This is a genomic window from Pectobacterium polaris (assembly GCF_002307355.1).
Lineage (GTDB): Bacteria > Pseudomonadota > Gammaproteobacteria > Enterobacterales > Enterobacteriaceae > Pectobacterium > Pectobacterium polare.
The window spans coordinates 1,113,706-1,138,955 of sequence record NZ_CP017481.1 but is presented as its reverse complement, the minus strand read 5'-3'; the positions used below and the strand labels follow the sequence as shown (position 1 = coordinate 1,138,955).

General features: G+C 50.8%; 25 protein-coding genes. 1 reads left to right on the top strand and 24 read right to left on the bottom strand.

The genetic code is table 11. The features are described from left to right. Positions 1–2: 2 nt before the first annotated feature. The 12 genes from BJJ97_RS05135 to glmU form a co-directional block, all read right to left on the bottom strand. Positions 3–1,715: a glycosyltransferase family 2 protein gene (locus BJJ97_RS05135; RefSeq protein ID WP_095993266.1), complete on the bottom strand. Its 1,713-nt coding sequence runs from the start codon at positions 1,713–1,715 to the stop codon at positions 3–5. Beyond that, positions 1,706–2,095: an ApeI family dehydratase gene (locus tag BJJ97_RS05130; RefSeq protein WP_095993265.1), complete on the bottom strand. Its 390-nt coding sequence runs from the start codon at positions 2,093–2,095 to the stop codon at positions 1,706–1,708. Before BJJ97_RS05130 ends, BJJ97_RS05135 begins: the two co-directional genes overlap by 10 nt. Continuing rightward, entirely contained in the window at positions 2,082–3,437 is a 1,356-nt protein-coding gene (locus BJJ97_RS05125) for an AMP-binding protein (RefSeq protein WP_095993264.1), read from the bottom strand. The genes BJJ97_RS05130 and BJJ97_RS05125 overlap by 14 nt, the downstream gene beginning before the upstream one ends. Continuing rightward, a complete protein-coding gene (locus tag BJJ97_RS05120; protein ID WP_193438362.1) occupies positions 3,434–4,009 on the bottom strand; it encodes a COG4648 family protein in 576 nt (191 codons plus the stop codon). The genes BJJ97_RS05125 and BJJ97_RS05120 overlap by 4 nt, the downstream gene beginning before the upstream one ends. Positions 4,010–4,024: 15 nt before the next feature. Further along, positions 4,025–4,273: an acyl carrier protein gene (locus BJJ97_RS05115; protein ID WP_095701072.1), complete on the bottom strand. Its 249-nt coding sequence runs from the start codon at positions 4,271–4,273 to the stop codon at positions 4,025–4,027. Positions 4,274–4,296: 23 nt separating this feature from the next. Continuing rightward, positions 4,297–4,563: a phosphopantetheine-binding protein gene (locus BJJ97_RS05110; protein ID WP_039493950.1), complete on the bottom strand. Its 267-nt coding sequence runs from the start codon at positions 4,561–4,563 to the stop codon at positions 4,297–4,299. A 19-nt stretch (positions 4,564–4,582) separates the two neighbouring features. After that, positions 4,583–5,371 carry a lysophospholipid acyltransferase family protein gene (locus tag BJJ97_RS05105; RefSeq protein ID WP_095701073.1) on the bottom strand — a complete coding sequence of 263 codons (789 nt, stop codon included), beginning with the start codon at positions 5,369–5,371 and terminating at the stop codon, positions 4,583–4,585. Next, on the bottom strand, positions 5,364–6,092 hold the full coding sequence (locus BJJ97_RS05100; RefSeq protein WP_095993262.1) for a beta-ketoacyl synthase chain length factor: 729 nt from the start codon (positions 6,090–6,092) through the stop codon (positions 5,364–5,366). The genes BJJ97_RS05105 and BJJ97_RS05100 overlap by 8 nt, the downstream gene beginning before the upstream one ends. A 69-nt stretch (positions 6,093–6,161) precedes the next feature. Continuing rightward, positions 6,162–7,229: an SAM-dependent methyltransferase gene (locus BJJ97_RS05095; RefSeq protein ID WP_095701075.1), complete on the bottom strand. Its 1,068-nt coding sequence runs from the start codon at positions 7,227–7,229 to the stop codon at positions 6,162–6,164. A 90-nt stretch (positions 7,230–7,319) separates the two neighbouring features. Further along, positions 7,320–7,709 carry a hypothetical protein gene (locus tag BJJ97_RS05090; RefSeq protein ID WP_095993261.1) on the bottom strand — a complete coding sequence of 130 codons (390 nt, stop codon included), beginning with the start codon at positions 7,707–7,709 and terminating at the stop codon, positions 7,320–7,322. Positions 7,710–7,976: 267 nt separating this feature from the next. Continuing rightward, complete coding sequence (gene glmS, locus BJJ97_RS05085) at positions 7,977–9,809, bottom strand: glutamine--fructose-6-phosphate transaminase (isomerizing) (RefSeq protein ID WP_095993260.1); 1,833 nt, start codon at positions 9,807–9,809, stop codon at positions 7,977–7,979. A gap of 200 nt (positions 9,810–10,009) precedes the next feature. Beyond that, positions 10,010–11,380, bottom strand: coding sequence for a bifunctional UDP-N-acetylglucosamine diphosphorylase/glucosamine-1-phosphate N-acetyltransferase GlmU (gene glmU, locus BJJ97_RS05080; RefSeq protein WP_095993259.1), 1,371 nt, complete (start codon positions 11,378–11,380; stop codon positions 10,010–10,012). A gap of 325 nt (positions 11,381–11,705) precedes the next feature. Here glmU and pelX point away from each other — a divergent pair, with 325 nt between their 5' ends. After that, entirely contained in the window at positions 11,706–13,940 is a 2,235-nt protein-coding gene (gene pelX, locus BJJ97_RS05075) for a pectate disaccharide-lyase PelX (RefSeq protein ID WP_095993258.1), read from the top strand. A 302-nt stretch (positions 13,941–14,242) separates the two neighbouring features. On the opposite strand, the gene BJJ97_RS05070 is transcribed toward pelX, so the two are convergent. The 12 genes from BJJ97_RS05070 to mioC all read right to left on the bottom strand — a co-directional run bounded on the left by BJJ97_RS05070 (position 14,243) and on the right by mioC (position 25,208). Beyond that, the gene (locus BJJ97_RS05070; RefSeq protein ID WP_005976558.1) at positions 14,243–14,662 is read right to left on the bottom strand and encodes a F0F1 ATP synthase subunit epsilon; all 420 of its coding nucleotides are present in this window, start codon (positions 14,660–14,662) and stop codon (positions 14,243–14,245) included. Positions 14,663–14,681: 19 nt separating this feature from the next. Next, positions 14,682–16,064 carry a F0F1 ATP synthase subunit beta gene (gene atpD, locus BJJ97_RS05065; RefSeq protein WP_039317443.1) on the bottom strand — a complete coding sequence of 461 codons (1,383 nt, stop codon included), beginning with the start codon at positions 16,062–16,064 and terminating at the stop codon, positions 14,682–14,684. Between the two features lie 46 nt (positions 16,065–16,110). Next, positions 16,111–16,974 carry a F0F1 ATP synthase subunit gamma gene (gene atpG / locus BJJ97_RS05060; protein ID WP_039487788.1) on the bottom strand — a complete coding sequence of 288 codons (864 nt, stop codon included), beginning with the start codon at positions 16,972–16,974 and terminating at the stop codon, positions 16,111–16,113. A 52-nt stretch (positions 16,975–17,026) separates the two neighbouring features. Beyond that, positions 17,027–18,568, bottom strand: coding sequence for a F0F1 ATP synthase subunit alpha (gene atpA, locus BJJ97_RS05055; protein ID WP_005976551.1), 1,542 nt, complete (start codon positions 18,566–18,568; stop codon positions 17,027–17,029). Positions 18,569–18,580: 12 nt separating this feature from the next. Next, the gene (gene atpH, locus BJJ97_RS05050; RefSeq protein WP_039498322.1) at positions 18,581–19,114 is read right to left on the bottom strand and encodes a F0F1 ATP synthase subunit delta; all 534 of its coding nucleotides are present in this window, start codon (positions 19,112–19,114) and stop codon (positions 18,581–18,583) included. Positions 19,115–19,128: 14 nt separating this feature from the next. Next, a complete protein-coding gene (gene atpF / locus BJJ97_RS05045; protein ID WP_010681466.1) occupies positions 19,129–19,599 on the bottom strand; it encodes a F0F1 ATP synthase subunit B in 471 nt (156 codons plus the stop codon). Between the two features lie 63 nt (positions 19,600–19,662). Next, positions 19,663–19,902 carry a F0F1 ATP synthase subunit C gene (atpE, locus tag BJJ97_RS05040; protein WP_005976545.1) on the bottom strand — a complete coding sequence of 80 codons (240 nt, stop codon included), beginning with the start codon at positions 19,900–19,902 and terminating at the stop codon, positions 19,663–19,665. A gap of 49 nt (positions 19,903–19,951) precedes the next feature. Continuing rightward, complete coding sequence (gene atpB, locus BJJ97_RS05035; RefSeq protein ID WP_039487786.1) at positions 19,952–20,752, bottom strand: F0F1 ATP synthase subunit A; 801 nt, start codon at positions 20,750–20,752, stop codon at positions 19,952–19,954. 22 nt (positions 20,753–20,774) lie between these two features. Continuing rightward, the gene (gene atpI / locus BJJ97_RS05030; RefSeq protein WP_039487785.1) at positions 20,775–21,158 is read right to left on the bottom strand and encodes a F0F1 ATP synthase subunit I; all 384 of its coding nucleotides are present in this window, start codon (positions 21,156–21,158) and stop codon (positions 20,775–20,777) included. Positions 21,159–21,781: 623 nt separating this feature from the next. Then, a complete protein-coding gene (gene rsmG / locus BJJ97_RS05025; protein WP_095993257.1) occupies positions 21,782–22,402 on the bottom strand; it encodes a 16S rRNA (guanine(527)-N(7))-methyltransferase RsmG in 621 nt (206 codons plus the stop codon). Positions 22,403–22,484: 82 nt separating this feature from the next. Beyond that, positions 22,485–24,374 carry a tRNA uridine-5-carboxymethylaminomethyl(34) synthesis enzyme MnmG gene (gene mnmG, locus BJJ97_RS05020; protein ID WP_039275941.1) on the bottom strand — a complete coding sequence of 630 codons (1,890 nt, stop codon included), beginning with the start codon at positions 24,372–24,374 and terminating at the stop codon, positions 22,485–22,487. 390 nt (positions 24,375–24,764) lie between these two features. Next, positions 24,765–25,208 carry an FMN-binding protein MioC gene (gene mioC, locus BJJ97_RS05015; RefSeq protein ID WP_039275940.1) on the bottom strand — a complete coding sequence of 148 codons (444 nt, stop codon included), beginning with the start codon at positions 25,206–25,208 and terminating at the stop codon, positions 24,765–24,767. Positions 25,209–25,250 lie beyond the last annotated feature (42 nt).

Genomic DNA, 25,250 nt, shown 5'->3' with positions numbered 1-25,250 from the left:
CCTTACTCCTTTTTCCCAGCAGCTTGGCCGTCATCATCAGGCAGGCTCCAGAAATCAAAAAAATTAAACCAGTCGAGCGGGGATTTCAGCGCATAGTGCGCCAGCCGTTCGGCATAGCGATCGACGACCTGCTGTAAGGCTTGCTGTCGGGTTGGACGCGGCAACGCAATGCTCTCGGCAAAGGGCTCGCAGTAGACGCGCAGCTTTTTCTGCTCGCGAATGACAAACATCAGCAGCACGGGGCAACGCAGCGCCGCCGCCAGAATAAAAGGCCCTTGAGGAAAAGGCGCTTCTTTTCCCAAAAACGGGCTCCACACCACGCGTCGCACTCCGCCGCGCTGACGATTGACCGCCGTGCGATCGCCGACAATCGCCACCCATTCACCGGCATCCAGCTTTTCTTGCAGCATGATGGCGGTATCCGGCCCGATGTCGCTGACGGGGATAAGGTTCACACCGGCCTGCGGGGCAATCTCTTCCAGCACCTGCTTAAAACGCTGGGCGTTTTCAGTAAACACCAGTGCGTTAATCACCAGCCCGCTCACCTGCTGCGCCAGCGCCCGGCACACCTCGATATCACCAAGGTGTGAAGCCAGAATCAGTTGCCCTTTCTGTCTGCTTTGTTCAATGGTTTGCAGAGCGCCGGGGGCAAAATCAATATCGCGGCCCCAGTGTAGATCGCCGCGCCAGCTGGCGATTTTATCCAGCATCGCCTGACCAAAACGGAGGAAATGGTGATAGCTGTTGAGCGGTTTAGGCAGCGGGATATCGTGCTGACGCGCATAGTCCCCGACTTGCCGCAGCCATGACTGAGACGCCTGACGCGCGGTACGGCCAGTCAGCCAGTAAAACGCAATCACAGGCCAGAGAAACAGCGTAAACACCCCGCGACCTAACCGTTGATATACCGCCAGCATGAACCGCATACCGAGCAGGCCTTTGCGCTCCGACACGCCAGCCCAGTGTTGCTGACGTTGCCGCATTAGCAGCAGGGGAATGCGCGGAAGCATGCCGAAAAACAGGCGGGTATGCATCCAGGAAATCCGCAGGTTATCGTGCAGCGCATCGAAATGAGACAGGCCGTTTTCTGGATACGTCACCGCCGTTTCAATAAAGCGGCTGGGCGTTCCCGCCCAATACAGACGCACCATAATTTCCGTATCGAAATCCATACGGTGACCGAGAGACTTGCGGGAGAGAAGAGAGACCGTGGCGGCAACCGGATAGACACGAAAGCCGCACATGCTGTCCTTGATGGAGAGGGATAGCGTTTCAATCCAGACCCAAACATGGGTGACATAACGCCCGTAAAGGCGTGATTTCGGTACAGAGGCATCATAACGCGGTCGACCGGAAATCAGACAATGCGGGTGCGTTTTTGCCTCATCCAGCAGAAGCGGTGCATCTTCAATTTGATGCTGCCCGTCGGCATCAACCTGTAAAGCATGGCTAAAGCCAGCCTGCGCGGCGGCGTCGATACCACGAATCACCGCCGCACCTTTGCCGCGGTTGTGCGCTAATCGAATCAGCGTCACACCGTCATGTTCCGTGGCAAGCTGAGCGAGAACGTGTTGCGTTGCCGCATCGCTTCCATCATCAACAATAAAAACGGGCAGCGCTAGCGGTGCCAAACGCGCCAACACCGACGCCATCATGGCACCGTGGTTATAACAAGGGATCACCACGCAGGGCGAGAAGGCGCCATTTACTGACATGAGCGATCTTCCATCATCGGCGTGAGCTTTATTTTCCCGCTGCTAGCCGTGCGCTCAGTCTCGCCATCCAGAAGGGTGTAGCTAAAGGTCAGCTGTTGCTTTCCAGCGTTCCAGACCAGCACCAGACGCAGCGTTTTGCCGGGCAAAATCGGCTGCTGGAATTTAATGTTCTCAATGGACAAGAACGTCCACCCTTGCGCCAGCACCGTCGTTGCGTAATGCATGACCCAATCTAGCTGTGCCACGCCAGGCAACAGAGGCTGGCCCGTAAAGTGCCCCTTGAACCAGAACAGTTCAGAATCAGCCTGTAGCATCAATTCAATCTGAGACGTTTCATCCGTCTTTTTTACATCGTGCCGGGCAAGCTCAACGGGCAACATGAAACAATTCCTGTATCTGCGGCCAGGCACGTTTACTCTGGCTATTGTGGGGAATAACGTCGACAACGCGCCAGAAACGCGGCATCGCTAACGGCTCCAGCCATTTTTGCAATTCATGCCGCCATTGGCGTTTCAAATTCGGTAAGTCATCGGCCTTATTGGGAGTATTCAACACCAGTACCACACCAATACCACTCCGCTCCGGGCGCGTCACCTGAAGCGCAACCGCATCAGCAATGTCGGGCAGATCGAGTAAACGCCGTTCTATCTCGCTTAGCGAGATGCGCTTATCTTCGATCTTCACTACGCGGTCGTGTCGGCCGCACAGCTGAAAATGCCCCGCGTCATCAAACGCCAATCGATCATCCAGCTTGTGCCCCAGAGCATGTGGAATCAGCGCCGACTGCACCCACCAGTTATCTTGTTCATCGCGCCTCAGCGACACGCCGGGGAACAGTTGCCACGGCACGGTATCCGTCTCGCGCGAGCGCCATGCTAAAACGCCCGTTTCTGTACTGCCGTATATCTCATTGATGGGTTGCCTAAACCACGCCGCAGCCGCTTCAGCATGCAGCCAGGGCAAGGTTCCCCCCGCAGAGACGATCAGCGAACACAAGGGAGCGGGGAGCGCACGATCGATACGGCGTAAGAATGCCGGGCTACTGATAAACACGTAACGCCGCTGACGCTGTTGTGAAGTAAGCTGTTCGGTATAAAGCAGTTGGCGGCTATCAAAGCGCAGCCCCAGCGCCATCGGCAGCCAGATGCGAAACGTCAGCCCATACAAATGCTGGTGGGTGACGGAAGCTATCACATCACAGCCTTGCAAACGTGTGCCCCAGCGATCCGCCAGCCAACGCGACTCTTCATCCAGACAGCGTACCGGTTTAACAATCTGACGAGGCTTTCCGGTGGAGCCTGACGTGAACAACACGACACAGGCATCATCCGGTATAGAGGGCAACACGGCATCAGCGACGCTCTCCGTCTCCGCCGTCAGGCCAAACACCGGGCAATCCAGATTCAGGGACACATCGGTCAACACTCCGTCAAATTCATCCGCCTGTTCTTCTAATACGGATTGGCGGCAATGGCCGGGGATGACTGGGGTTTTTCCCGCATGCAGAGCAGCCAGAAGCCCGATAGTGAAGCGATAGCTGTCTTCAAAACACAGCGCCCAGCGCGTCTCCTGTCGCAGACTTAGCTGCTGACAAAGTGCGATCACCTGCGCTTTCAACGACCCCAGCGTAAACGTACTGGCACCATTACTGGCAACAATGCGCTGAAGGGAATCATTTCCCGCCAGCCAGTCATTGACGGCGCGGACAGTCGACCCGTTCATACGCGCTTCCTCAGACGCTGGCGTATCAACCACTCTCCCCCCATCAACAACCCCATAAGCACATAGCTGATCACGCCGTTCCATAACGTCCACCAATGAAGATTGCCGACAAGACAGGTCAGCACGGCGATACTGCCGTTAAAAATAAAGAACCAACACCAGACTTTCGTCACGCGACGCGTATAGGCAATGGCCTGAGCAGGGAGTTCTGGTTCCTGAAGGCGGGCAAGGCGCTCGACAAGCGGCATACCGCGATAAAGCGAGCCACCAAACAGCATCAACATGACGCTATTTACCGCAACGGGATACCACAGCAGCCAACCGCCATCACGCAGTAATAAACTGGCAACGGAAAGCACCACCCCAGCAGCGGCCAGCCACAGCGCAGTCCCTTTAAATGCCTTGTTTTCAAATAAATTGTTCTCATCACGCAACGTAGCGAAACGCAGAACAAACATCAGCGCCAATACCGCGAGTAACCAGCGATGCTCAGGGTGCGTAATGCTAAACCAGGCCAGAAAAGGCCAGGCAAGCGTCATTAAGATGTTCAGACTACTGATCAGCACACGCATCACTTGGCGAACTCATCAACCTTCACGGAGTAGGTCTTCTACCGCATCAACCACATCCTGCACGGTACGCACCGATTTAAAAATTTCCGGCGATATTTTTCGCCCGATGCGTTTTTGCAGGTGAACGACCATATCCACCGCATCGATGCTATCTAGCTCAAGATCTTCATAGAGGCGGGATTCAGGTTTGATATCATCAGCATCCAGTTCAAACAGCTTGACCAGTAAGCCTGTAATTTCCTGATAAATTTCGTTTTTATCCATCATCAACTCATTTTATTTTACTATCAGGCACTCACGGCGCGCTGAGTGTTGATAAAAGCTGCAAGGGTTGCAACGGAAAAGAAGTGCTGGCGTACCTCTTCACTTTCCGCAGAAAGCACGACGCCATAACGGTTTTTTACCGCTAATCCCAGTTCAAGTGCATCGATAGAATCCAGACCAAGACCTTCGCCAAAAAGCGGGGCGTCCGTTTCTATTTCATCAACGCTGATATCTTCAAGATTAAGAGAGTCGATAATCATCTCTTTGATTTCAACAAACATACTTTCCATATGTATTTCCAAATGGTGATCAGCTTTCTGGTGTTAAAGATTGCTGCAAAAGGCGATTCAAACGGCGAGCCGCCAAGGATCGCGCCTCTTCAGGCGCCATAAAAGTGTCGTTATTGATGCGTTCGCGTACGCTCACCGTGAAACACGGTTTTTCAGGCGGAATGTGATACCAGCGACTTTGTTTTCCCAATGTTTTTTGGCTACAGCGAATATGCACGACCCGTAAATCACAGCCGCAACGCACCGCAATATTTGCGGCACCGCGTTGCAGAACAAGGGGTTCGCCATAACGCGTACGTGTGCCTTCAGGAAAAATAATGATCGCATCGCCGTTATCAAGCCGTCGCTGACAGTCCGGCAATAGCGCATCAGACTGGCTGTTAAGCAGGTAATCCGCCGCACGAATGACGCCGCGGAAAAACAGGTTTTTCTGTAAATCAGCCTTCACCAGACAGTCGGCATCTGGCATGACGGATGCCAGCAAAACATAGTCAATTAACGTCGGGTGGTTGGCGACAATCAAACAGCTGCGATCGCGCTGTAAGGTTTCGATGCCGTCAATGTGGTAATCCAGCACCCCTAATCTGCGGGCACTGCATAAAAAAAAGCGGAAGCTGGCGGAAATGCTGCGGCGAGCCAACTGGCGGCGGCGAGTGGTATCACGCTGAATCAGCAACACATTGAACCACACCAGAGAAAGCAGTAAACCGCCAACGCCAAACATGGCAAAACACACGCCGGTCATCATTAATCGCCATAAACGATTCAGATAAGTCGAAGAACGAAGCACCAGCGATGACTCAGACATCCCTTCTCTCCCACGTCCAGTCAACGCGTTCGCCAGATAGGGAAAAAATCGGTTTCTCGGCAAGAAAAGCCTGCAAGAACAACAGGCTTTGTGGTGAATCGCCGCGGTGAGATTCCACCTGAGGTCGCGATTCACACACCATGTCATCACCCTCCCCTAGCAATAGGGCGACGGCGTAGGGGTAACGAGGCATATCTGCCGAAACATGTGGGTGGTAGAAATCAGGGATCGCGCCATCAAAATCAACCAATAGAACATTGCGGTATCCCGCAGCCTGTAATGCCTTCGCTTCGATAAGGCCTTGCTGGAAAGAGTCCATTCCTGCGGCAATCGACGTAGAAACCAGCGGGGCTTTCGCCGTAATCGTCAGACTTCCCACTGCCGCGTTGTGTACCGACATCGCAAAATCAGTAGGAGAAATATTATCATTTTCTGACAGCGCCTTCAGGATATTCAGGTTGCGTTCCAGCTCGCCGTGGCGCGAGGTGAAGACAATGGCATCCACCGACTGGCGACGCAGTAGCGCTAACCCACTATCGACCGCCAAACGGCTCCCTTGATTGAGGCGACGGGCCATCATCATGGGTAAATGTCGACATTTATCCAAAGGTTGCTCAGCATTGATAGCAGCAGACACCCGCGACCAATTCAGCCAATCGTCCGCGCTGCTGAGGCCCGGCGCGCTGGCCTGCCAATCAATGATTGAAAATGCTAATCTCATACTGCCTTCTTCCAGTCCGACCTATTTCGGCGTTATCGCTGCAATTTCCCGTTTACGTCCGCTATTTTATTATCGCTTTTTACAGATCAGCAGCGTGTGACCAATACCAATATTATCGATTTGATTTTCAACGATAAATCCAGCCTGCTCTAGTAAAGGTAAAAATCGTCTGGCCGCATAGAAACGGCTGGTGCCATTGGCAAGACAGGTAAAGTAGAGCGACGAAGCATTCAGGCTAAAAGCCCCAGCTTCCCACCGTTGACGATCCCAAAAAATTTCCAAAATGCAGACCCTGGCATCCGGCTTCATTACGCCAGCGATTTTACGCAGGATAGCCACGATTTGTTCTTCGCTAAAACAGTCGAGGAATTGGCTCATCCACCATATATCCGCTTCACCTGGCAACGGGCAATCGGAGAGCATATCGACAGCACAGCCCTGAATACGATCAGATTTCCCTGCTTCTGCAATATTTTCTGTCGCCAGCGCAATTTGCTCCGGCAAATCCAAAATCGTCACGTTCACATCACGATCGTAGTCATAGCAGCGCATGGCCCATTTACCGGTATTCCCGCCGACATCGTAGAGATGTTTTGGCTTTAGCTGGAATACATGCGGCAAGGCAGCATCAAATGCGGCATCGGAATAGAAATGATCGAACGCAAACCAACTCGACTTTGCCTGCGGCGGCAGCTGGCTTAACGCTGGATATATTGTCGGCCACTCACCAAAGACTTTTAATCCAGAAGGTTCATTTTTTGCCAACGCCTCATCAAGGTAAAACATTCCCTGATAACAAACATCCTGAGTAAAATCCATGTTGACGCGCGTCATGCGGTCATGGAGCAGATAATGACCAATTTTAGCCAGCGCGTAGGTTTCCTCTTTCTGGATAATAATGCGGCCACTCAGCCCGACATCCAGCAGCAGTTCAACGGCGTAACGATTTAATGAGGTAATGGCAACGATGTCATCAAGATTGGCTCCCTGATGACCGCGCTTATCCAGAAAATCTAAAATACCGTGGTTACGCAGATTGATAGCGGCCTGAAACAGCATGGGAGCAAACGCAATTCGCTGCGCTTCGGTAATAGCATCCAGCGCGCTGACATTATCTTTGTCATATCCGTAATACACTGACTTTTCCCTTGAGGTCGGACAAAAACGATCAGAAAAGAACAACAAAAAATAGAGTCGGATAGCAATGAAGATATCCGACTATTAAAATTATTTAATCTGTTGACCGGCAAGTGTTAATTGAATTTCATGATCCAGACTTTTTATCCAATTATTATAATTTCGGTGAATCTTCCCACCTCCCGCCAACAAATTCTCACTTCCAACATAGCTGATAGAATAACTGGTTTGCGAATAGGTAATGCGAACATTTGCCACATGGCTACGCTGAACCAGACGGCCATCAATCGCACCGACATAAGCCTGAGTCATCGCCCACTTACGCTTTTGCCCTGCTTCAATAATGGCATTCTTTACCTGTTCAGTGGTGTGCTGCCCAGCGATGGACTGTGTCACATTCGCTACCGGAACCGTACGCTCAGCACAACCCGTCAATATAAGAACAGAGACTAAAGCGGCGAAAATAATCTGTTTTTTCATAAAATCCCTATCAAACAAAAACATCACTGCCAAAAAAGAATTCGTCTCTGATGCAAGATGTAAAATTAATGCATCATTAAAACTATTTTACACAAAACAGAGATAACCTGACAAAAGAAACATGGTTCCCTGCCTCAGGTTTTTATCAAACAGATATCTGTAGTGTGAGGCAGGACAATAATCACAATTAAAAAATGGATATAAAAAAATCCGCCTTATGCTTTGCGACATAAGGCGGACGATCGTGACGAACAAAATACCGGAGAGTTACTCTACCGTAACGGATTTCGCCAGGTTACGTGGCTGATCGACATCGGTGCCTTTAATCAGCGCGACGTGATAAGACAGCAGCTGCAACGGCACCGTATAGAAGATTGGCGCAATCACTTCTTCGATATGCGGCAGTGGAATAATCTTCATATTTTCGCTGCTGGTGAAACCCGCATCTTCGTCAGCGAAGACATACAGCTCACCGCCGCGCGCACGAACTTCTTCGATGTTGGATTTCAATTTCTCCAACAGCTCGTTGTTCGGTGCCACGACGACAACCGGCATATCCGCATCAATCAGCGCCAGCGGGCCGTGTTTCAGCTCTCCTGCCGCATAGGCTTCCGCGTGGATGTAAGAGATCTCTTTCAGCTTCAGCGCCCCTTCCATCGCGATCGGGTACTGATCGCCACGGCCGAGGAACAGCGCATGGTGCTTGTCAGAGAAACCTTCCGCCAGAGCTTCGATCAGCTTGTCCTGAGACAGCATCTGCTCAATACGCGCTGGCAACGCCTGCAAACCATGAACAATTTCATGCTCAATTTTTGCATCCATACCGCGCAGGCGGCCAACACGCGCCACCAGCATCAGCAGAACGGTAAGCTGAGTAGTGAAGGCTTTAGTTGAGGCCACGCCAATCTCTACACCTGCTTTGGTCATCAGCGCCAGATCGGATTCACGCACCAGCGAGGAGCCCGCAACGTTACAGATAGCCAGCGATCCCAGATAGCCCAGTTCTTTGGACAAACGCAGTGCTGCCAGTGTATCGGCCGTTTCACCGGACTGAGACAGGGTAATCATCAGGCTGTTCTTACGCACGGCAGGCTTGCGATAGCGGAATTCGGAAGCAATCTCCACGTCGCACGGAATCCCGGCCAGTGCTTCAAACCAGTAACGGGAAACCATACCGGAGTTGTAGGACGTCCCGCAGGCAATAATCTGAACGTGTTCAACCTTCGCCAGCAGCTCATCCGCTTTCGGGCCTAACTCAGACAGATTGATCTCGCCGTGGCTGAAACGCCCTTCAAGGGTGTTCTTGATCGCCATCGGCTGTTCGTAGATCTCTTTCTGCATGTAGTGACGATACGCGCCTTTGTCACCAGCATCGTAATTCACTTTTGATTCAATTTCTTCGCGTGCGGCAAGCTGACCGGATTTATCAAACACGCGCACATCACGGCGGGTGATTTCTGCGATGTCGCCTTCTTCCAGGAACATAAAGCGACGCGTCACAGGCAGCAGCGCCAGCTGATCGGAGGCAATGAAGTTCTCTCCGACACCACGGCCAATCACCAGCGGGCTACCAGAACGTGCGGCAACCAATACGCTTGGGTCGCGGTTATCCAACACCACCATGCCATACGCACCGCGCAGCTGTGGGATCACGCGCTTAACGATTTCAACCAGCGTTCCGCCATTCTGCTGCTGTTCGAAATGAACCAGATGGGCAACCACTTCCGTATCGGTTTCGGAGACAAAACGATAGCCGCGACCGATCAGCAGTTCGCGCAGCGGCTCGTGGTTTTCGATAATGCCGTTATGAACGATAGTGATATGTTCAGAAACATGCGGGTGTGCGTTCTCTTCAGAAGGTTCGCCGTGCGTTGCCCAACGGGTATGAGCAATGCCGGTACCGCCGTGCAGTTCATGCTCTTCGGCTGCCTGAGACAGCACCTGCACTTTCCCCAGACGGCGCAAACGGGCGACATTTCCTTCGCTGTCAACAACCGCCAGGCCCGCAGAGTCATAGCCGCGGTACTCAAGACGGCGTAAACCTTCCAACAAAATTTCAGCAACATCACGTTGCGCAACTGCGCCTACAATTCCACACATCGATGGTATTCCTATAAAAGTGACATATTGTGTCACCAGGGATGTCTTAGACCTGATTGTTCCGGTTTTTCCGGGTTCCCCGAGCCTTGTAGAGAGTTGGGGATTATTATGTTTTGTTCTGTACTCTGGGATCGCCCCTACAGGGGGATCGGCCAAAGCACAGGACAAAACTGCCTCCGCCACTGCGGAGGCATTAAATATTATTTCTTTTTCACCGGACGTTGCCAGCCGGAAATATGCCGTTGTTTCACGCGACCGACCACCAGCTCATTCTCTGCCACGTCGCGCGTCACCGTCGTTCCCGCGCCGATAGTCGCACCGCTGGCAACGCTAACGGGTGCCACCAGTTGACTATCCGAACCGACAAAGACATCGTCACCAATAATCGTTTTATGTTTATTCGCGCCGTCATAATTACAGGTGATCGTTCCCGCGCCAATATTAACACCGGAACCGATATCCGCATCACCCAAATAGCTAAGGTGACCCGCTTTTGATCCTTTACCTAAACGCGCTTTTTTCAGTTCGACAAAGTTGCCAACATGCGCGCCCTCAGCCAGTTCAGAGCCTGGACGCAGGCGGGCAAATGGGCCAACGGTACACTCTGCTTCTAACATCGCGTCTTCCAACACAGAGTAAGGGCTGATCTCACAGTCATCGCCAATGATGCAGTTTTTGATCACGCAGCCAGCACCGATTTTCACTCGGTTACCCAGCTTAACATTACCTTCTACGACCACATTGATATCAATCACGACATCGCGACCATGAGTCAGTTCGCCACGTAGATCAAATCGTGCCGGATCGAGCAGCATCACACCGGCCAGCAGCAGCTTATCTGCCTGTTCACGCTGATAAACTCGCTCCAGCGCCGACAGTTGCAGACGGTTATTGACGCCCTCAACTTCGCTCAGTCGCTCGGGATGGACCGCTTCGACACGCTGACCTTCTTCCGCTGCCATCGCAATAATATCGGTGATGTAAAACTCGCCCTGTGCGTTGTTGTTATTTAACTGGCTTAACCAACGCTTCAGATCCTTGCCGTTCGCGATCAGAATACCGGTATTGATCTCGTTAATCTGGCGCTGTTCTTCGCTGGCATCTTTGTGCTCGACGATCCCGACGACGGCACCGTTTTCACGCACAATTCTCCCATAGCCCGTCGGATCGTCCAGCTTCACCGTCAACAGGCCGATACCGCCCTGCGGCTTAGCCTCACGTAAACGCCCCAGCGTTTGCGATGAAATCAGCGGCACATCGCCATACAACATCAAGATATCTTCATCATCAGCAAAATGAGGCGCGGCTTGCTGCATAGCATGCCCGGTTCCCAGCTGTTCCGCCTGCAATACCCAGTTCAATGCCGGATCGGCCAATTCACGTTTTAGCAAATCGCCGCCGTGGCCATAGACCAGATGAACGTGCTGTGCGCCTGTTGTCATGGCAGCATCAATAACGTGCTGAACCATCGGCTTACCCGCCAGTTTATGCAACACCTTGGGAAGGTCGGAATACATACGGGTTCCTTTACCCGCAGCAAGGATCACCACACTCATCGCACTATTTGACATAAGTATCCTGACAGTACAGAGCCACCGCTCCGCAAGAATAAAATGACCAGCCTGTTACGGCATGAATAACCAGAGTTTACCGAAACTCATGCTTAACGCGGATACTTTTTGGTGAGTTTTTTCTGAAAATCTCGCTCAAAAACGACGAATGTTCACGAGAAGAAGATACAAGCACCATACTCTCAACCTAAACAGAAATGACACAGGGTTTCATAAAAAACAGACTTTGTTTTTAAGTATTTCCATTTGTGACATGCACAAAAGAAACAGCGTTTCATTTATAGCAATATACGCGGGCAAATAATTCAATAACGAAGGAGATACAATGAAACGTTGTTCTTCACAAAAATGTGATTCATTACGGAAACACCGTTCTTCACGCCTCGCAGCCGTCGCGTTGACGAATGCATTACTCTTTAGCTTTAGTACACACGCCGCGACAGAATCAACCCCTGTCTGGCACGGCATCGCCTTTGGTCAATCAACAGACGTAAACTTCTCATCCAATGTCCTGCCGGAAAAAATTGGCGTCAACGACGTCACCATTAACGGCAAAAAATTAGCGCCGGGCGATAACGCTGATTTGTCCGCACCTATCACGATCGAAAGCCGTGGCGGAAAGATTGCCAACACCCATGACGGGCTGACGTTCTTCTATACGCAGCTGCCTGCGAATGTGAATTTCACGCTTCAGTCTGATATTACCGTGGAACAGTTTGGGCCAGAAAACGGCGCCAAGCCGGCGGCTCAGGAAGGGGCGGGGATTCTGGTGCGCGACATTATTGGCGTGCCACGTCAGGAACCGCTGAAAGAAGGGTATGAGGAATTCCCTGCGGCATCCAACATGGTCATGAACGCCATCATGACGCAGGATAAGAAGTCTCATACCGAAATCAAGCTGCAGGCTATTTTGCGTAATGGCGTCACACAGCCGTGGGGCAATGCCGGCGCGAAAATTACCAAGACCAGCTACCAGGAAAATGTGAATCTGGAGCAAACGCCAACGTTCCGTCTGAAACTGGAACGTACCAACGACGGCTTTATTACCTCTTATGCACCGAAAGGCACAGATAACTGGGTATCAAAAGAAGTCAAAGGCGCGGACGTCGTCACCAAGCTGGATAAAGACCACTACTACGTCGGTTTCTTTGCTTCCCGTAACGCCAAAATCACCGTCAGCAATGCACAGTTGACTACAACGCCAGCGCAAACCAAAGCCTCACCGGAATTCAAGGCTAAGGCCTATGATCCTTTGCTCCAGGTGATGTCATCGCCTAAAACCACCAGCGAGCACTATGTGGTTCAGGCCAGAGCCAATTACGATGGCACGATCGCGGTTTCACAAGATGGTAAATCTCTGGGTGATGCGAAGCAGGTAAAAGCGGGAGAAACCTTATCTCTGCCAGCGAAAATTGCCGCTAACGGTGCTGAGTTCAAAATTGCCTACCAGCCTGCGGAAGGCGATGATAAAGCAGTAAAAGAGAGCACGTTCAAGGTTGAAAGAGTGGCTTATGCAGACGCTAAAAATCTGTATGTTTCGCCACAAGGTTCAGCCAGCAATGACGGCAGTAAAAATGCACCTATCGATTTAGCCAGCGCCGTCGCCGCTCTGCCAGCTGGTGGCACAATCTGGCTCAACGATGGTGATTACAGCGCAACTGAAATCCCTGTCAGCGCCAGCGGTCAGCAAAAAACCGTTAAGAACCTGTTTGCTGTCGGCAATAAAGCCGTGATTCATGGCCTACAGCTGAAAGCGAGCCATTGGCATGTTAAAGGGATTGAAATCACAGAGAAACCGTTCCGTATCGAAGGAAGCTACAACACCATCGAACGCGTTCTGGCGCACCACGCTGACGATACCGGTATTCAGGTGACCTCGACTGGTGATGTGGGTAGACCACTGTGGGCCAGCCATAACCTGATTCTGAATTCAGAATCTCACAGTAATCAGGATCCAGGCAAAATTAACGCCGACGGCTTCGCAGTGAAAATGCGTGTGGGTGAAGGCAACGTGATTCGCGGCGCGTTCTCACACAACAACATCGATGACGGCTTTGACCTGTTTAACAAAATTGAAGACGGCGCAAACGGCGTTGTGGTGATCGAGAATTCAATTGCCATGAACAACACCAGCAACGGCTTCAAAATGGGTGGCGAAGGCCAGCCAGTGGCGCATCAGGTCAAAAATAGCATTGCTGTGGGCAACAAACTTGATGGTTTCACTGACAACTTCAACCCTGGTGCATTGATCGTTGAAGACAACATCGCGTTAGATAACGAACGCTTTAACTTCATTTTCCGTCCAAGCCCTTACTCTGGCCCGGAAAAACAAGGCGTCTTCAAGAACAACGTTTCGCTGAAAACCAAAGCGGGTAAATATGATGATGCGGTTGTCGGCAATATCGATAACACCAACTATTTCATCAAAGGCGATCGTTCGGTTAACGCGCAAGGTAAGGAAATCACCGTAAATAATTTCGTGTCAGTAGCTATCCCTGAGACGTTTACGCGTGATGCCAAAGGCAATCTGGTACTTGGCGACTTCCTGAAGAAAAAATAAGGTACTAAATAAACCCCGCCTAAGAAGGTGGGGTTGCTAATAAAACGCGTCGAGCGCGGTAGTAACGGATAGATCGTAAAGACGCTGTAAACACATCCGTGTGCGCTCGGCTTGCGCCATCCCTGGCGCAAACGCTTTACTCTTCTATTCCGTTACTACCGTTTTCGTTCGGTAAATAGGTTTGTCTACGATCTGAATGCCTGCTCTCGCAGCATTTTTTATCTCGGCGTATAACATCACCTTAAATGAAAAAGGCCAGTCAGTGTGAACTGACTGGCCTTCAATTATTGCAAGCTTATCTGTTACATCGCTTTTCTGGTCAGCTCGATAACTCGCAGCTTCGCAATCGCTTTAGTCAGCTCTGCGGAAGCCTGAGCATAATCCACATCGCCATGCGAATTGCGGATATGATCTTCAGCTTTGCGTTTCGCTTCCAGCGCACGTGCTTCATCCAGATCCTGCCCACGGATAGCGGTATCAGACAGTACGGTGACCATATTCGGCTGCACCTCAAGGACGCCGCCAGAAAGATAGATATACTCTTCTTCACCGTGCTGCTTAACGATACGAATCATACCCGGCTTAATGGCAGTGAGCAGAGGGGCATGTCCCGGATAAATACCCAGTTCGCCTTCGCTCCCCGTTACCTGGATCTTCTGCACCAGACCGGAGAACATTTGCTGTTCTGCACTCACGACATCCAGATGGTAAGTCATAGCCATGTCACCCTCCTACAAGGCGTTACAGTTTCTTGGCTTTTTCCACGACTTCTTCAATGGAACCAACCATGTAGAACGCCTGCTCTGGCAGGTGGTCGTATTCGCCTTCCATAATCCCTTTAAAGCCACGGATAGTGTCTTTCAGGGAAACGTATTTGCCCGGAGAACCGGTAAATACTTCCGCTACGAAGAACGGCTGAGACAGGAAGCGCTGAATCTTACGCGCACGGGATACTACCAGCTTGTCTTCTTCAGACAGCTCGTCCATACCCAGAATCGCGATGATGTCTTTCAGTTCCTGGTAACGTTGCAGAATAGACTGCACGCCACGAGCAACATCATAGTGTTCCTGACCAACAACCAGCGGATCCAGCTGACGGCTGGTGGAATCCAGCGGGTCAACGGCCGGGTAGATACCCAGAGAAGCGATCTGACGGCTCAGTACCACGGTTGCATCCAAGTGAGCAAAGGTGGTGGCTGGTGACGGGTCAGTCAAGTCATCCGCAGGAACGTAAACGGCCTGAACGGAGGTGATAGAACCGGTTTTGGTTGAGGTGATACGTTCTTGCAGAACGCCCATCTCTTCCGCCAGCGTCGGCTGATAACCTACCGCAGAAGGCATACGACCCAGCAGTGCGGATACTTCCGTACCAGCCAGGGTATAACGGTAGATGTTATCGACGAACAGCAGTACGTCACGGCCTTCATCACGGAATTTTTCCGCCATGGTCAGACCGGTCAATGCTACGCGCAGACGGTTACCCGGCGGCTCGTTCATCTGGCCATACACCAGTGATACTTTATCGATTACGTTGGAGTCGGTCATTTCGTGGTAGAAGTCGTTACCTTCACGGGTACGCTCACCTACGCCTGCAAACACGGAGTAACCGGAGTGCTCGATCGCGATGTTACGGATCAACTCCATCATGTTTACGGTTTTACCTACGCCCGCACCACCGAACAGACCCACTTTACCGCCCTTGGCAAACGGACACATCAGGTCGATAACCTTGATGCCGGTTTCCAGCAGTTCCTGTGAGTTTGACAGCTCTTCATAGCTCGGAGCTGAACGGTGGATAGCCCAACGCTCTTCTTCGCCGATGTCGCCTTTCATGTCGATTGGGTCACCCAATACGTTCATGATACGACCCAACGTTGCTTTACCTACCGGTACTTCGATCGGGTGGTCCAGGTTATTCACGTTCAACCCGCGACGCAGGCCGTCAGAAGAACCCATTGCGATACAACGAACAATGCCGCCGCCCAACTGCTGCTGCACTTCCAGCACCAGTTTTTCAGCGCCGTTCTCTACCTCAAGCGCATCGTACACTTTCGGTACGGCATCTTGCGGGAACTCGACGTCCACCACGGCGCCGATTACCTGGATAATCTTTCCAGTAGCCATCTTGAATCCTCTACGTAATTCGACAATACGTAATTCGTAAACCTGCTTAAACCGCGGAGGCTCCCCCGACGATTTCGGTGAGTTCCTGGGTGATGCTGGCCTGACGAGCCTTGTTGTATACCAACTGCAGCTCTTTGATCAGGCTACCGCCGTTATCGGTCGCGGCTTTCATCGCAACCATTCGCGCGGCCTGCTCACTAGCCAGATTTTCTACGACGCCCTGATAAACCTGAGATTCTACATAACGGCGCAGCAGGGTATCCAGCAGCGACTTAGGATCGGGTTCATACAGGTAATCCCAGGCTTTCTTCTTCAACTCACCGTCATCCGAAGGCGGTAACGGTAACACTTGAACAACAAGCGGTTCCTGAGACATGGTATTAATAAACTTGTTGCTGACGATATACAGCTTGTCCAGACGACCTTCGTCATAGGCTTGCAGCATAACTTTAACCGGGCCGATCAATTCTGATACGGAAGGGTTATCCCCCATACCGGTAACCTGAGCAACAATGTTTCCGCCTACCGAACCGAAGAAAGAAACCGCTTTGGAACCAACCAGCGCTAAATCAGTTTCAACGCCTTTGTCGCTCCAGGATTTCATATCAGCCAGCAGTTTCTTGAACAGGTTAATGTTCAAACCACCGCACAGGCCACGGTCAGTAGACACCACCAAATACCCAACGCGCTTAACGTCGCGTTCTTCCAGGTACGGGTGTTTATATTCCAGATTTCCTAACGCAAGGTGACCAATCACATTGCGTATGGTTTCCGCATAAGGACGGCTGGCCGCCATACGATCCTGCGATTTACGCATTTTGGAAGCGGCGACCATTTCCATTGCTTTGGTGATCTTCTGCGTATTTTGGACGCTTGCGATCTTACTACGTATCTCTTTTGCGCCGGCCATCTTTGCTTCTCCTCAAAGCCTTGCGGCCTGCTTTACAGCAGGCCACCGGGCGTTACCAGGACTGGGTTGCCTTAAAAGTATCGAGGATGCCTTTAAACTTGCCCTCGATCTCATCGTTATAAGCGCCAGTCTGGTCGATTTGTTGCAGAAGTTCGCCATGCTCACGGTCAGCATAAGCCAACAGTGCCGCTTCAAAGCTACCGACTTTCGACAGCTCAACATCTTCCAGATAACCACGTTCCGCCGCAAACAGAACCAGAGACTGCTGTGCGACAGACATCGGCGCATACTGTTTCTGTTTCAACAGCTCGGTCACTTTCTGACCGTGGCTCAACTGCTTACGGGTTGCATCATCAAGATCGGAAGCGAACTGAGAGAACGCTGCCAGTTCACGGTACTGTGCCAGCGCGGTACGAATACCACCGGACAGTTTCTTCATGATCTTGGTCTGTGCTGCACCACCCACACGGGATACGGAGATCCCTGGGTTAACCGCAGGACGAATACCGGCGTTAAACAGGTTGGATTCCAGGAAGATCTGACCATCGGTAATAGAAATTACGTTGGTCGGAACGAACGCAGAAACGTCACCCGCTTGTGTTTCGATGATCGGCAGAGCGGTCAACGAACCGGTTTTCCCTTTCACTTCACCCTTGGTGAATGCTTCAACGTAATCGGCGTTAACACGCGATGCACGCTCCAGCAAACGGGAGTGGAGATAGAAAACGTCACCCGGATAAGCTTCACGACCTGGCGGACGGCGAAGCAGCAGAGAAATCTGACGATAAGCAACGGCCTGTTTAGACAGGTCATCATAAATAATCAGCGCATCTTCACCGCGGTCACGGAAGTACTCGCCCATTGCACAACCAGCATACGGTGCCAGATATTGCAGAGCCGCAGATTCAGACGCGGTAGCAACAACAACAATGGTGTTTTCCAGTGCGCCGTGCTCTTCCAGTTTACGTACCACGTTAGAAATCGTGGAGGCTTTCTGGCCGATAGCGACGTACACACATTTGATGCCGGAATCACGCTGGTTGATGATGGCATCGATGGCCAGTGCGGTTTTACCCGTCTGACGGTCACCGATAATCAGCTCACGCTGACCACGACCAATTGGAATCATGGCATCAACGGACTTATAGCCCGTTTGTACTGGCTCATCAACGGACTGACGTTCGATAACGCCAGGCGCAATCGCTTCAACCGCAGAGAAACCGTCGTGATCCAGTGCGCCTTTACCGTCAATCGGTGCGCCCAGTGTGTTGACCACACGACCCAGCAGGCCGCGGCCAACGGGAACTTCAAGAATACGGCCGGTGCATTTTACTTTCATGCCTTCAGCCAGATCCGCATACGGACCCATAACTACCGCACCAACGGAGTCGCGCTCTAGGTTCAGTGCGATCGCATAACGGTTACCCGGCAGAGAGATCATCTCTCCCTGCATCACGTCTGCCAGACCGTGGACGCGGATGATTCCGTCGCTGACGGAAACAATAGTACCTTCATTGTGAGCTTCGCTCACCACATTGAACTGAGCAATGCGCTGCTTGATCAGTTCGCTGATTTCGGTGGAATTCAGTTGCATGCTCCAGTCCCCTTAAGACTGCAAGACGTCTGCCAGACGTTCCAGACGACCGCGAATGCTGCCATCTATAACCATATCGCCCGCGCGGATAACCACGCCGGCCATGACAGACTTATCAATTTTGCAATTCAGCTTCACTTTGCGTGACAGACGTTTTTCCATAGCGGCAGCGATCTTTGATTGCTGCTGCTCACTCAACGTGCTGGCAGAAATCACATCGACGTCAACCGTCGATTCCAGAGTTGCCCGCAGTTGAATAAATTGTTCCAGTACTTCAGGAAGCACTGGTAAACGTCCGTTTTCGGCCATCACCTTAATCAGGTTCTGACCGGCTTCATCAAGTTGATCACCACAAACGGCAATAAATGTTTTCGCCAGCTCAATCGGTGCAACTGCACCAGAAAGCAACTCGGCAATCTGCTCATTGCGCGCCACTTCGGCCGAAAATGCCAGCATGTTCTGCCAGCGATCCAAGGCCTGATTCTCAACCGCAAAGTCAAAAGCTGCTTTGGCGTAGGGGCGAGCTACCGTGACAAATTCAGACATCAGCCCCTCCCTCCTTACAGTTCAGCGACCAGTTTATCAACGATGTCGCTGTTAGCAGCTTCATCCACGGAACGTTCAATAATTTTCTCGGCACCGGCAATCGCCAATACGGCAACTTGCTTACGCAGCTCTTCACGAGCACGTTTACGTTCGGCTTCGATTTCAGCCTGCGCCTGCGCCACAATCTTGTTACGTTCAGCTTCCGCTTCAGCTTTCGCCTCATCCAGGATCTGAGCACGGCGTTTGTTCGCCTGCTCGATGATAACCTGAGCATCCGCTTTGGCTTTCTTCAGTTGATCTGTCGCATTGGCCTGAGCCAAGTTCAAATCTTTTTTGGCACGTTCAGCAGAAGCCAGACCGTCAGCAATTTCTTTTTGACGTTTCTCGATGGCTGCCATCATCGGCGGCCATACATACTTCATGCAGAACCAGACAAACAGGACGAACGCAATGGCCTGGCCGAGGATTGTTGCATTAATATTCACAGCACAATGCCTCTTTCAAAGTTAAATAAGTTGATGTTTTAACCTCAGCAGAAAACATTCTGCTTAGGCCACCGCAAACATCACATACAGCCCCAGACCAACAGCGATCATCGGGATGGCGTCAACCAGACCCATGACGATAAAGAACTGTGTACGCAGTAAAGGAATCAGGTCAGGCTGACGAGCAGCACCTTCCAAGAATTTACCACCCAGAATGCCGATACCGATCGCAGCACCGATTGCCGCCAAACCCATCATTAACGCGGCAGCCATGTACAGCAGATCCACACTCAGGTTTTCCATGACAGTCTCCAGTTTGTTTCAGTTAAAAACGTTATTTGTTGAAAGAAAATCAATGCTCTTCAGATGCCATCGAGAGATAAACAACCGTCAGAACCATGAAAATAAAAGCCTGAAGCGTAATAATCAAAATGTGGAAAATAGCCCAAGGCACATTTAACAGCCATTGTGACCACCACGGCAACAGACCGGCAATCAGGATGAAGATCAACTCACCCGCATACATATTGCCAAACAGTCGCAAGCCTAAGGAAATAGGTTTGGACAGCAGGCTGACACCTTCAAGAATCAGGTTGATAGGAATAAATACTGGATGGTTGAACGGCTGCATGGTCAGTTCTTTAACAAAACCACCGAGACCCTTCATTTTGATGCTGTAGAACAGAACCAGAACAAACACCCCAAGCGCCATCGACAGCGTGATGTTCACGTCAGCCGTCGGCACAGCACGCAGATAAGCATGCGCCGGATCGTATCCCAGCAGGCTATAGATACCCGCCCAGGCTTGTGGCAACAGATCGATAGGCAGCAGGTCCATCAGGTTCATCAGGAAAACCCAGACGAAAATGGTCAGTGCCAGAGGAGCAATCAGTTTGCTTTTGCCATGGAACATATCGCGTACGGTGCCATCAACGAAACCGATAATCAGTTCGACAGCCGTTTGCAGCTTACCTGGCACACCGCTGGTCGCACGTTTCGCTACGCGGTGAAAGATAACCAGAAAGAGGACCCCAAGAGCGATGGAGAAAAACATCGAATCGACGTTGATCGACCAAAAACCCGTCCCGACCTGCAAATGCTGCAAGTGGTGACCGATATACTCTTGCGGAGTAGAGATTTCTCCAGCAGCCATGATGTCTCTTACCCTTTTGTTGTTAATTACGGTAACGATTAATTACGGCCGGTGCCACGATCTGCATAACCAGCACCGATAAATAAGTCAGGCCAAGCGGAAAGAATGCCGCTTTAAACACGCCTAACGCCACCACTAACAGCGCAATGGTGATAAATACCTTGAGCGCTTCGCCAATCGCGAATGACCAGGCCACACGCCCATCAGCAGGCTTGTGTGACTGATGACGCAAGGCAAACAGCACAAACAACACATTCGGTAACCAGGCTGCCAATCCTCCGCCTAATGCAGAAGCAGCAGCGTTGACGCTATTGAGGCTGAAAGCAGCACTCAACAAAGCAAAAGTCACTAACTGTAGCAACAGCAGCCTTAAGGCTACTTTTCCGCTGTAAAGGGATACAGGCATGACGTTTGCTCTCTCCGTACCTTTTCAGAGGTATACCGAATGACGTATAAAACTGCCTTTACACCACTGAGTCAAGCAGCAAAAAACGAGCAAATTATACGGGTCATACCTGCGAATTCAATCGATAAGTAGCGAAAAGGTGAACAATTATTTAAATTTCTTTCTGAAGCCCCGTTTTTACTAACAATCCTCACGACTCATGTCTGGTGTCATTAATGACTAAAGGCCTCCAATCTGTGATATGACTCACATAAAAGGGCTTACGAATATTTACAACAGGATGTGTCTTTTTTTGTCCTTAGCAATAAAACGTATTTATTTTGTTTTATTTCAATTAGTTAATAAAAACCCTATCCCAAAAGCGCAATAAACAACGTTTCAACCACCTATTGACATTATTGATATCGTTTTTTTACTCAATTAACACAAAAATAACTAAATTTTCATGCCGATGATTTATTTTCGCTCGTTATTATTCAGTGCGAAAGTAAAAGGACAACGCTGAAAAAACGAAGATGTAAAATTTCAGTGATCGCGATGCGTTCTGGGACAATGCCACCGATAGATGAGATGGCATCCTGACACGCAATATTTAGTTATAATTTTTTTGATAAAAAACAAAATTAGTTTGGTTTAAGCACGACCAAATGGCGCTCACCTTCCAGATCGGGAACGGATAAGCGAACAACCTGATCCAATAGAACACCTTGTGGCAAGGATGACAGCTCATCCTCTGGAAGTACGCCTTTTAGAGCATAAAACCGCCCTGTCGGTCTGGCCGGAAGGTGGCTACACCAGCTGATCATGTCCTGCAAAGAGGCAAATGCCCGGCTGATCACGCCATCAAAAGGCGGTTCTGCTGGAAACGCCTCAACGCGACTCTGCACTGGCGTGATATTTTCAAGCTGTAGTTCATGCTGAACCTGACGCAGAAAGCGCACACGCTTACCCAGGCTATCCAGCAAAGTGAAATGCGAATCAGGGCGAACAATTGCCAATGGAATTCCCGGTAATCCAGGCCCGGTACCCACATCGATAAAACGCTGCCCATGTAAATGTGGCTCAACCACGATACTGTCCATGATGTGGCGGACAAGCATTTGCTGCGGATCGCGTACCGACGTCAGGTTATAAGCTTTGTTCCACTTATTCAGCATGTCAACATACTGTATCAGAAGGTTTTTTTGCTTATCTGAAATCACAATACCAGCCGCGTTTAGCAGATTATCGAGTGTGTTGCGCACAATAAGATCCCGATGAAAAATATGAGGTTAATAATAAAAATAGCCGGAGAACCGGCTATTTAGGGGATAAGTTTACCTTAAATCAGGCGCTGCGACGCAGCAGACCCTGTTTTTTAAGCCAGATCAGCAGAATGGAGATCGCCGCAGGCGTAATGCCAGAAATCCGTGAAGCCTGACCGATCGATGAAGGTTTATGATCGTTCAGCTTGGCAATCACCTCATTGGACAATCCACTCACCTGTTTGTAATCCAGATCGGCAGGCAGCAGTGCATTTTCATTACGCTGCTGTTTCTCGATTTCATCCTGCTGACGAGCAATATACCCTTCGTATTTGACCTGAATTTCAACCTGTTCGGCAGCCTGCTCGTCGGTTAATCCTGGGGCAAACAGCGGTAGCGCAGTAAGCTGGACGTAATCCACTTCTGGGCGACGCAGCAGTTCTTCACCATTCGCTTCACGGGACAACGGGGTCTTCAGCAGTGAATTGATTTGATCTAACTGCTCAGATTGCGGGTGAACGTGAATGTCGCGCAGGCGCTGACGCTCTTTTTCAATACTCTCGAGCTTCTCGTTGAAACGTGCCCAGCGATGATCGTCGACCATTCCCAGCTCACGACCCATTTCAGTCAAACGCAGATCGGCGTTATCTTCACGCAGCATCAGACGATATTCAGCGCGTGAGGTAAACATCCGGTAGGGTTCTTTCGTCCCCAGCGTACAGAGATCGTCAACCAACACGCCGAGGTAAGCTTGATCGCGACGTGGTGACCAGCCTTCCTTATCGGCAGCCAGTCGAGCCGCATTCAGCCCAGCCAGCATGCCCTGTGCGGCCGCTTCTTCATAACCTGTTGTTCCGTTGATCTGTCCGGCGAAGAACAGACCATGAACAAATTTGTTTTCCAGCGTAGGTTTCAGATCGCGAGGATCGAAGAAATCGTACTCAATCGCATAGCCAGGACGAACAATGCGCGCATTCTCCATCCCTGCCATTGAGCGAACAATCTGCCACTGGACGTCAAACGGCAAACTGGTTGAGATCCCGTTAGGATAGATTTCGTTGCTGGTCAGTCCTTCTGGTTCAAGAAAGATCTGATGTGTATTTCGATCGGCAAAGCGCATGACTTTGTCTTCGATCGACGGGCAATAGCGTGGGCCGATCCCTTCGATGATCCCGGCATACATCGGGCTACGATCCAGATTGTTACGGATCACATCATGGGTCTTCTCATTGGTATGCGTGATGTAGCACGGCATTTGTGCCGGATGCTGGCTCGCGTTCCCCAGGAATGAGAAAACTGGCATCGGGTTGTCACCGTGCTGTTGAGCCAGCACGCTAAAATCGATCGTTCTGGCGTCAATTCGTGGCGGAGTGCCGGTTTTCAGGCGGTTGACGCGCAGAGGCAGTTCACGCAGGCGGCGCGCGAGGGGAATGGAAGGCGGATCGCCTGCACGCCCACCGCTGTAGTTATCCAGCCCAATATGAATTTTGCCATCAAGGAAAGTGCCTACCGTCAACACCACGGCTTTTGCACGGAATTTTAGTCCCATCTGGGTAACGGCACCGACGACGCGATCGTTTTCCACGATCAGATCGTCAACAGCCTGCTGGAAGATCGTCAGGTTTGGCTGATTCTCCAGTGCGGTGCGAACAGCCTGACGATAGAGCACGCGATCCGCTTGTGCGCGCGTTGCTCTGACGGCCGGGCCTTTACTGCTGTTTAGTATCCTAAACTGTATACCTGCCTGATCGACGGCACGCGCCATCAAGCCTCCCATGGCATCGATCTCTTTAACCAGATGACCTTTCCCAATACCGCCGATCGCCGGGTTGCAAGACATTTGTCCCAGCGTGTCGATATTGTGTGTGAGCAAAAGCGTCTGTTGGCCCATTCGGGCAGAAGCCATTGCTGCTTCTGTTCCGGCATGACCGCCACCGATCACGATGACGTCAAATGGATCTGGATAAAACATGGTACTGCTCCTCGCATTATCGCGAATGATGAGTGGCGAACGATCGTTATTTGCCCTGGGGAGGGGATTCTACTCAACTTTGAGCCAACGACCAAGTCCGTTGGATCCTCGTTAATTAAAGAAAGATCTTTTTATTTAAAGATCTCTTTATTAGATCTCTTATTAGGATCGTCATGTTGTGTGGATAAGTGATTATTCATATTAAAGATCAAGAGAATGGAGATGATCCTTACCTGTGAATGATCGGTGATCCTAGCCAGTATAAGCTGGGATCTGAATGCGGAGTTATGCACAGGACAAAAAACATACTCGGGTTGTTATTGGGATAACTACTGCTTTTACACCTGAAATAAGCATAGTTATCCACATTCAACTGCCGAATATTTCATCTTATTTGAGTAAATTAACCCACGATCCTAGCCATTCTTCTGCTGGATCTTCTGGAATTTGATGCTGGGTGATGTCGATCTCGAGGATTTCACCGATCCGTTTGGCCCCTAATTGAGCAAGTACACGATCCGCTGTTTGGATCGCGCCACAGAACGTGTCGTACTCTTTACTACCGATCCCCACTGCACCGAAACTCACCTGAGAAAGATCGGGCTTTTGCTGTTCCAGCTGTTCAAACAGTGCTTTCAGGTTGTCAGGGAATTCCCCTGCACCGTGTGTAGACGTCACCACCAGCCATACACCGCTTTCAGGCAGTGCATCAAGCGTGGGGCCATGGAGAGTTTCAGTGGAAAAATCATCCTTCTCCAGCAGTTCAGCCAAATGCTCTGCAACATATTCGGCACTGCCAAGGGTACTGCCACTGATTAAGGTAATGTCTGCCATAGCGATCCCATCCGATAAAAGACGGGACATTGTACGCTGTGA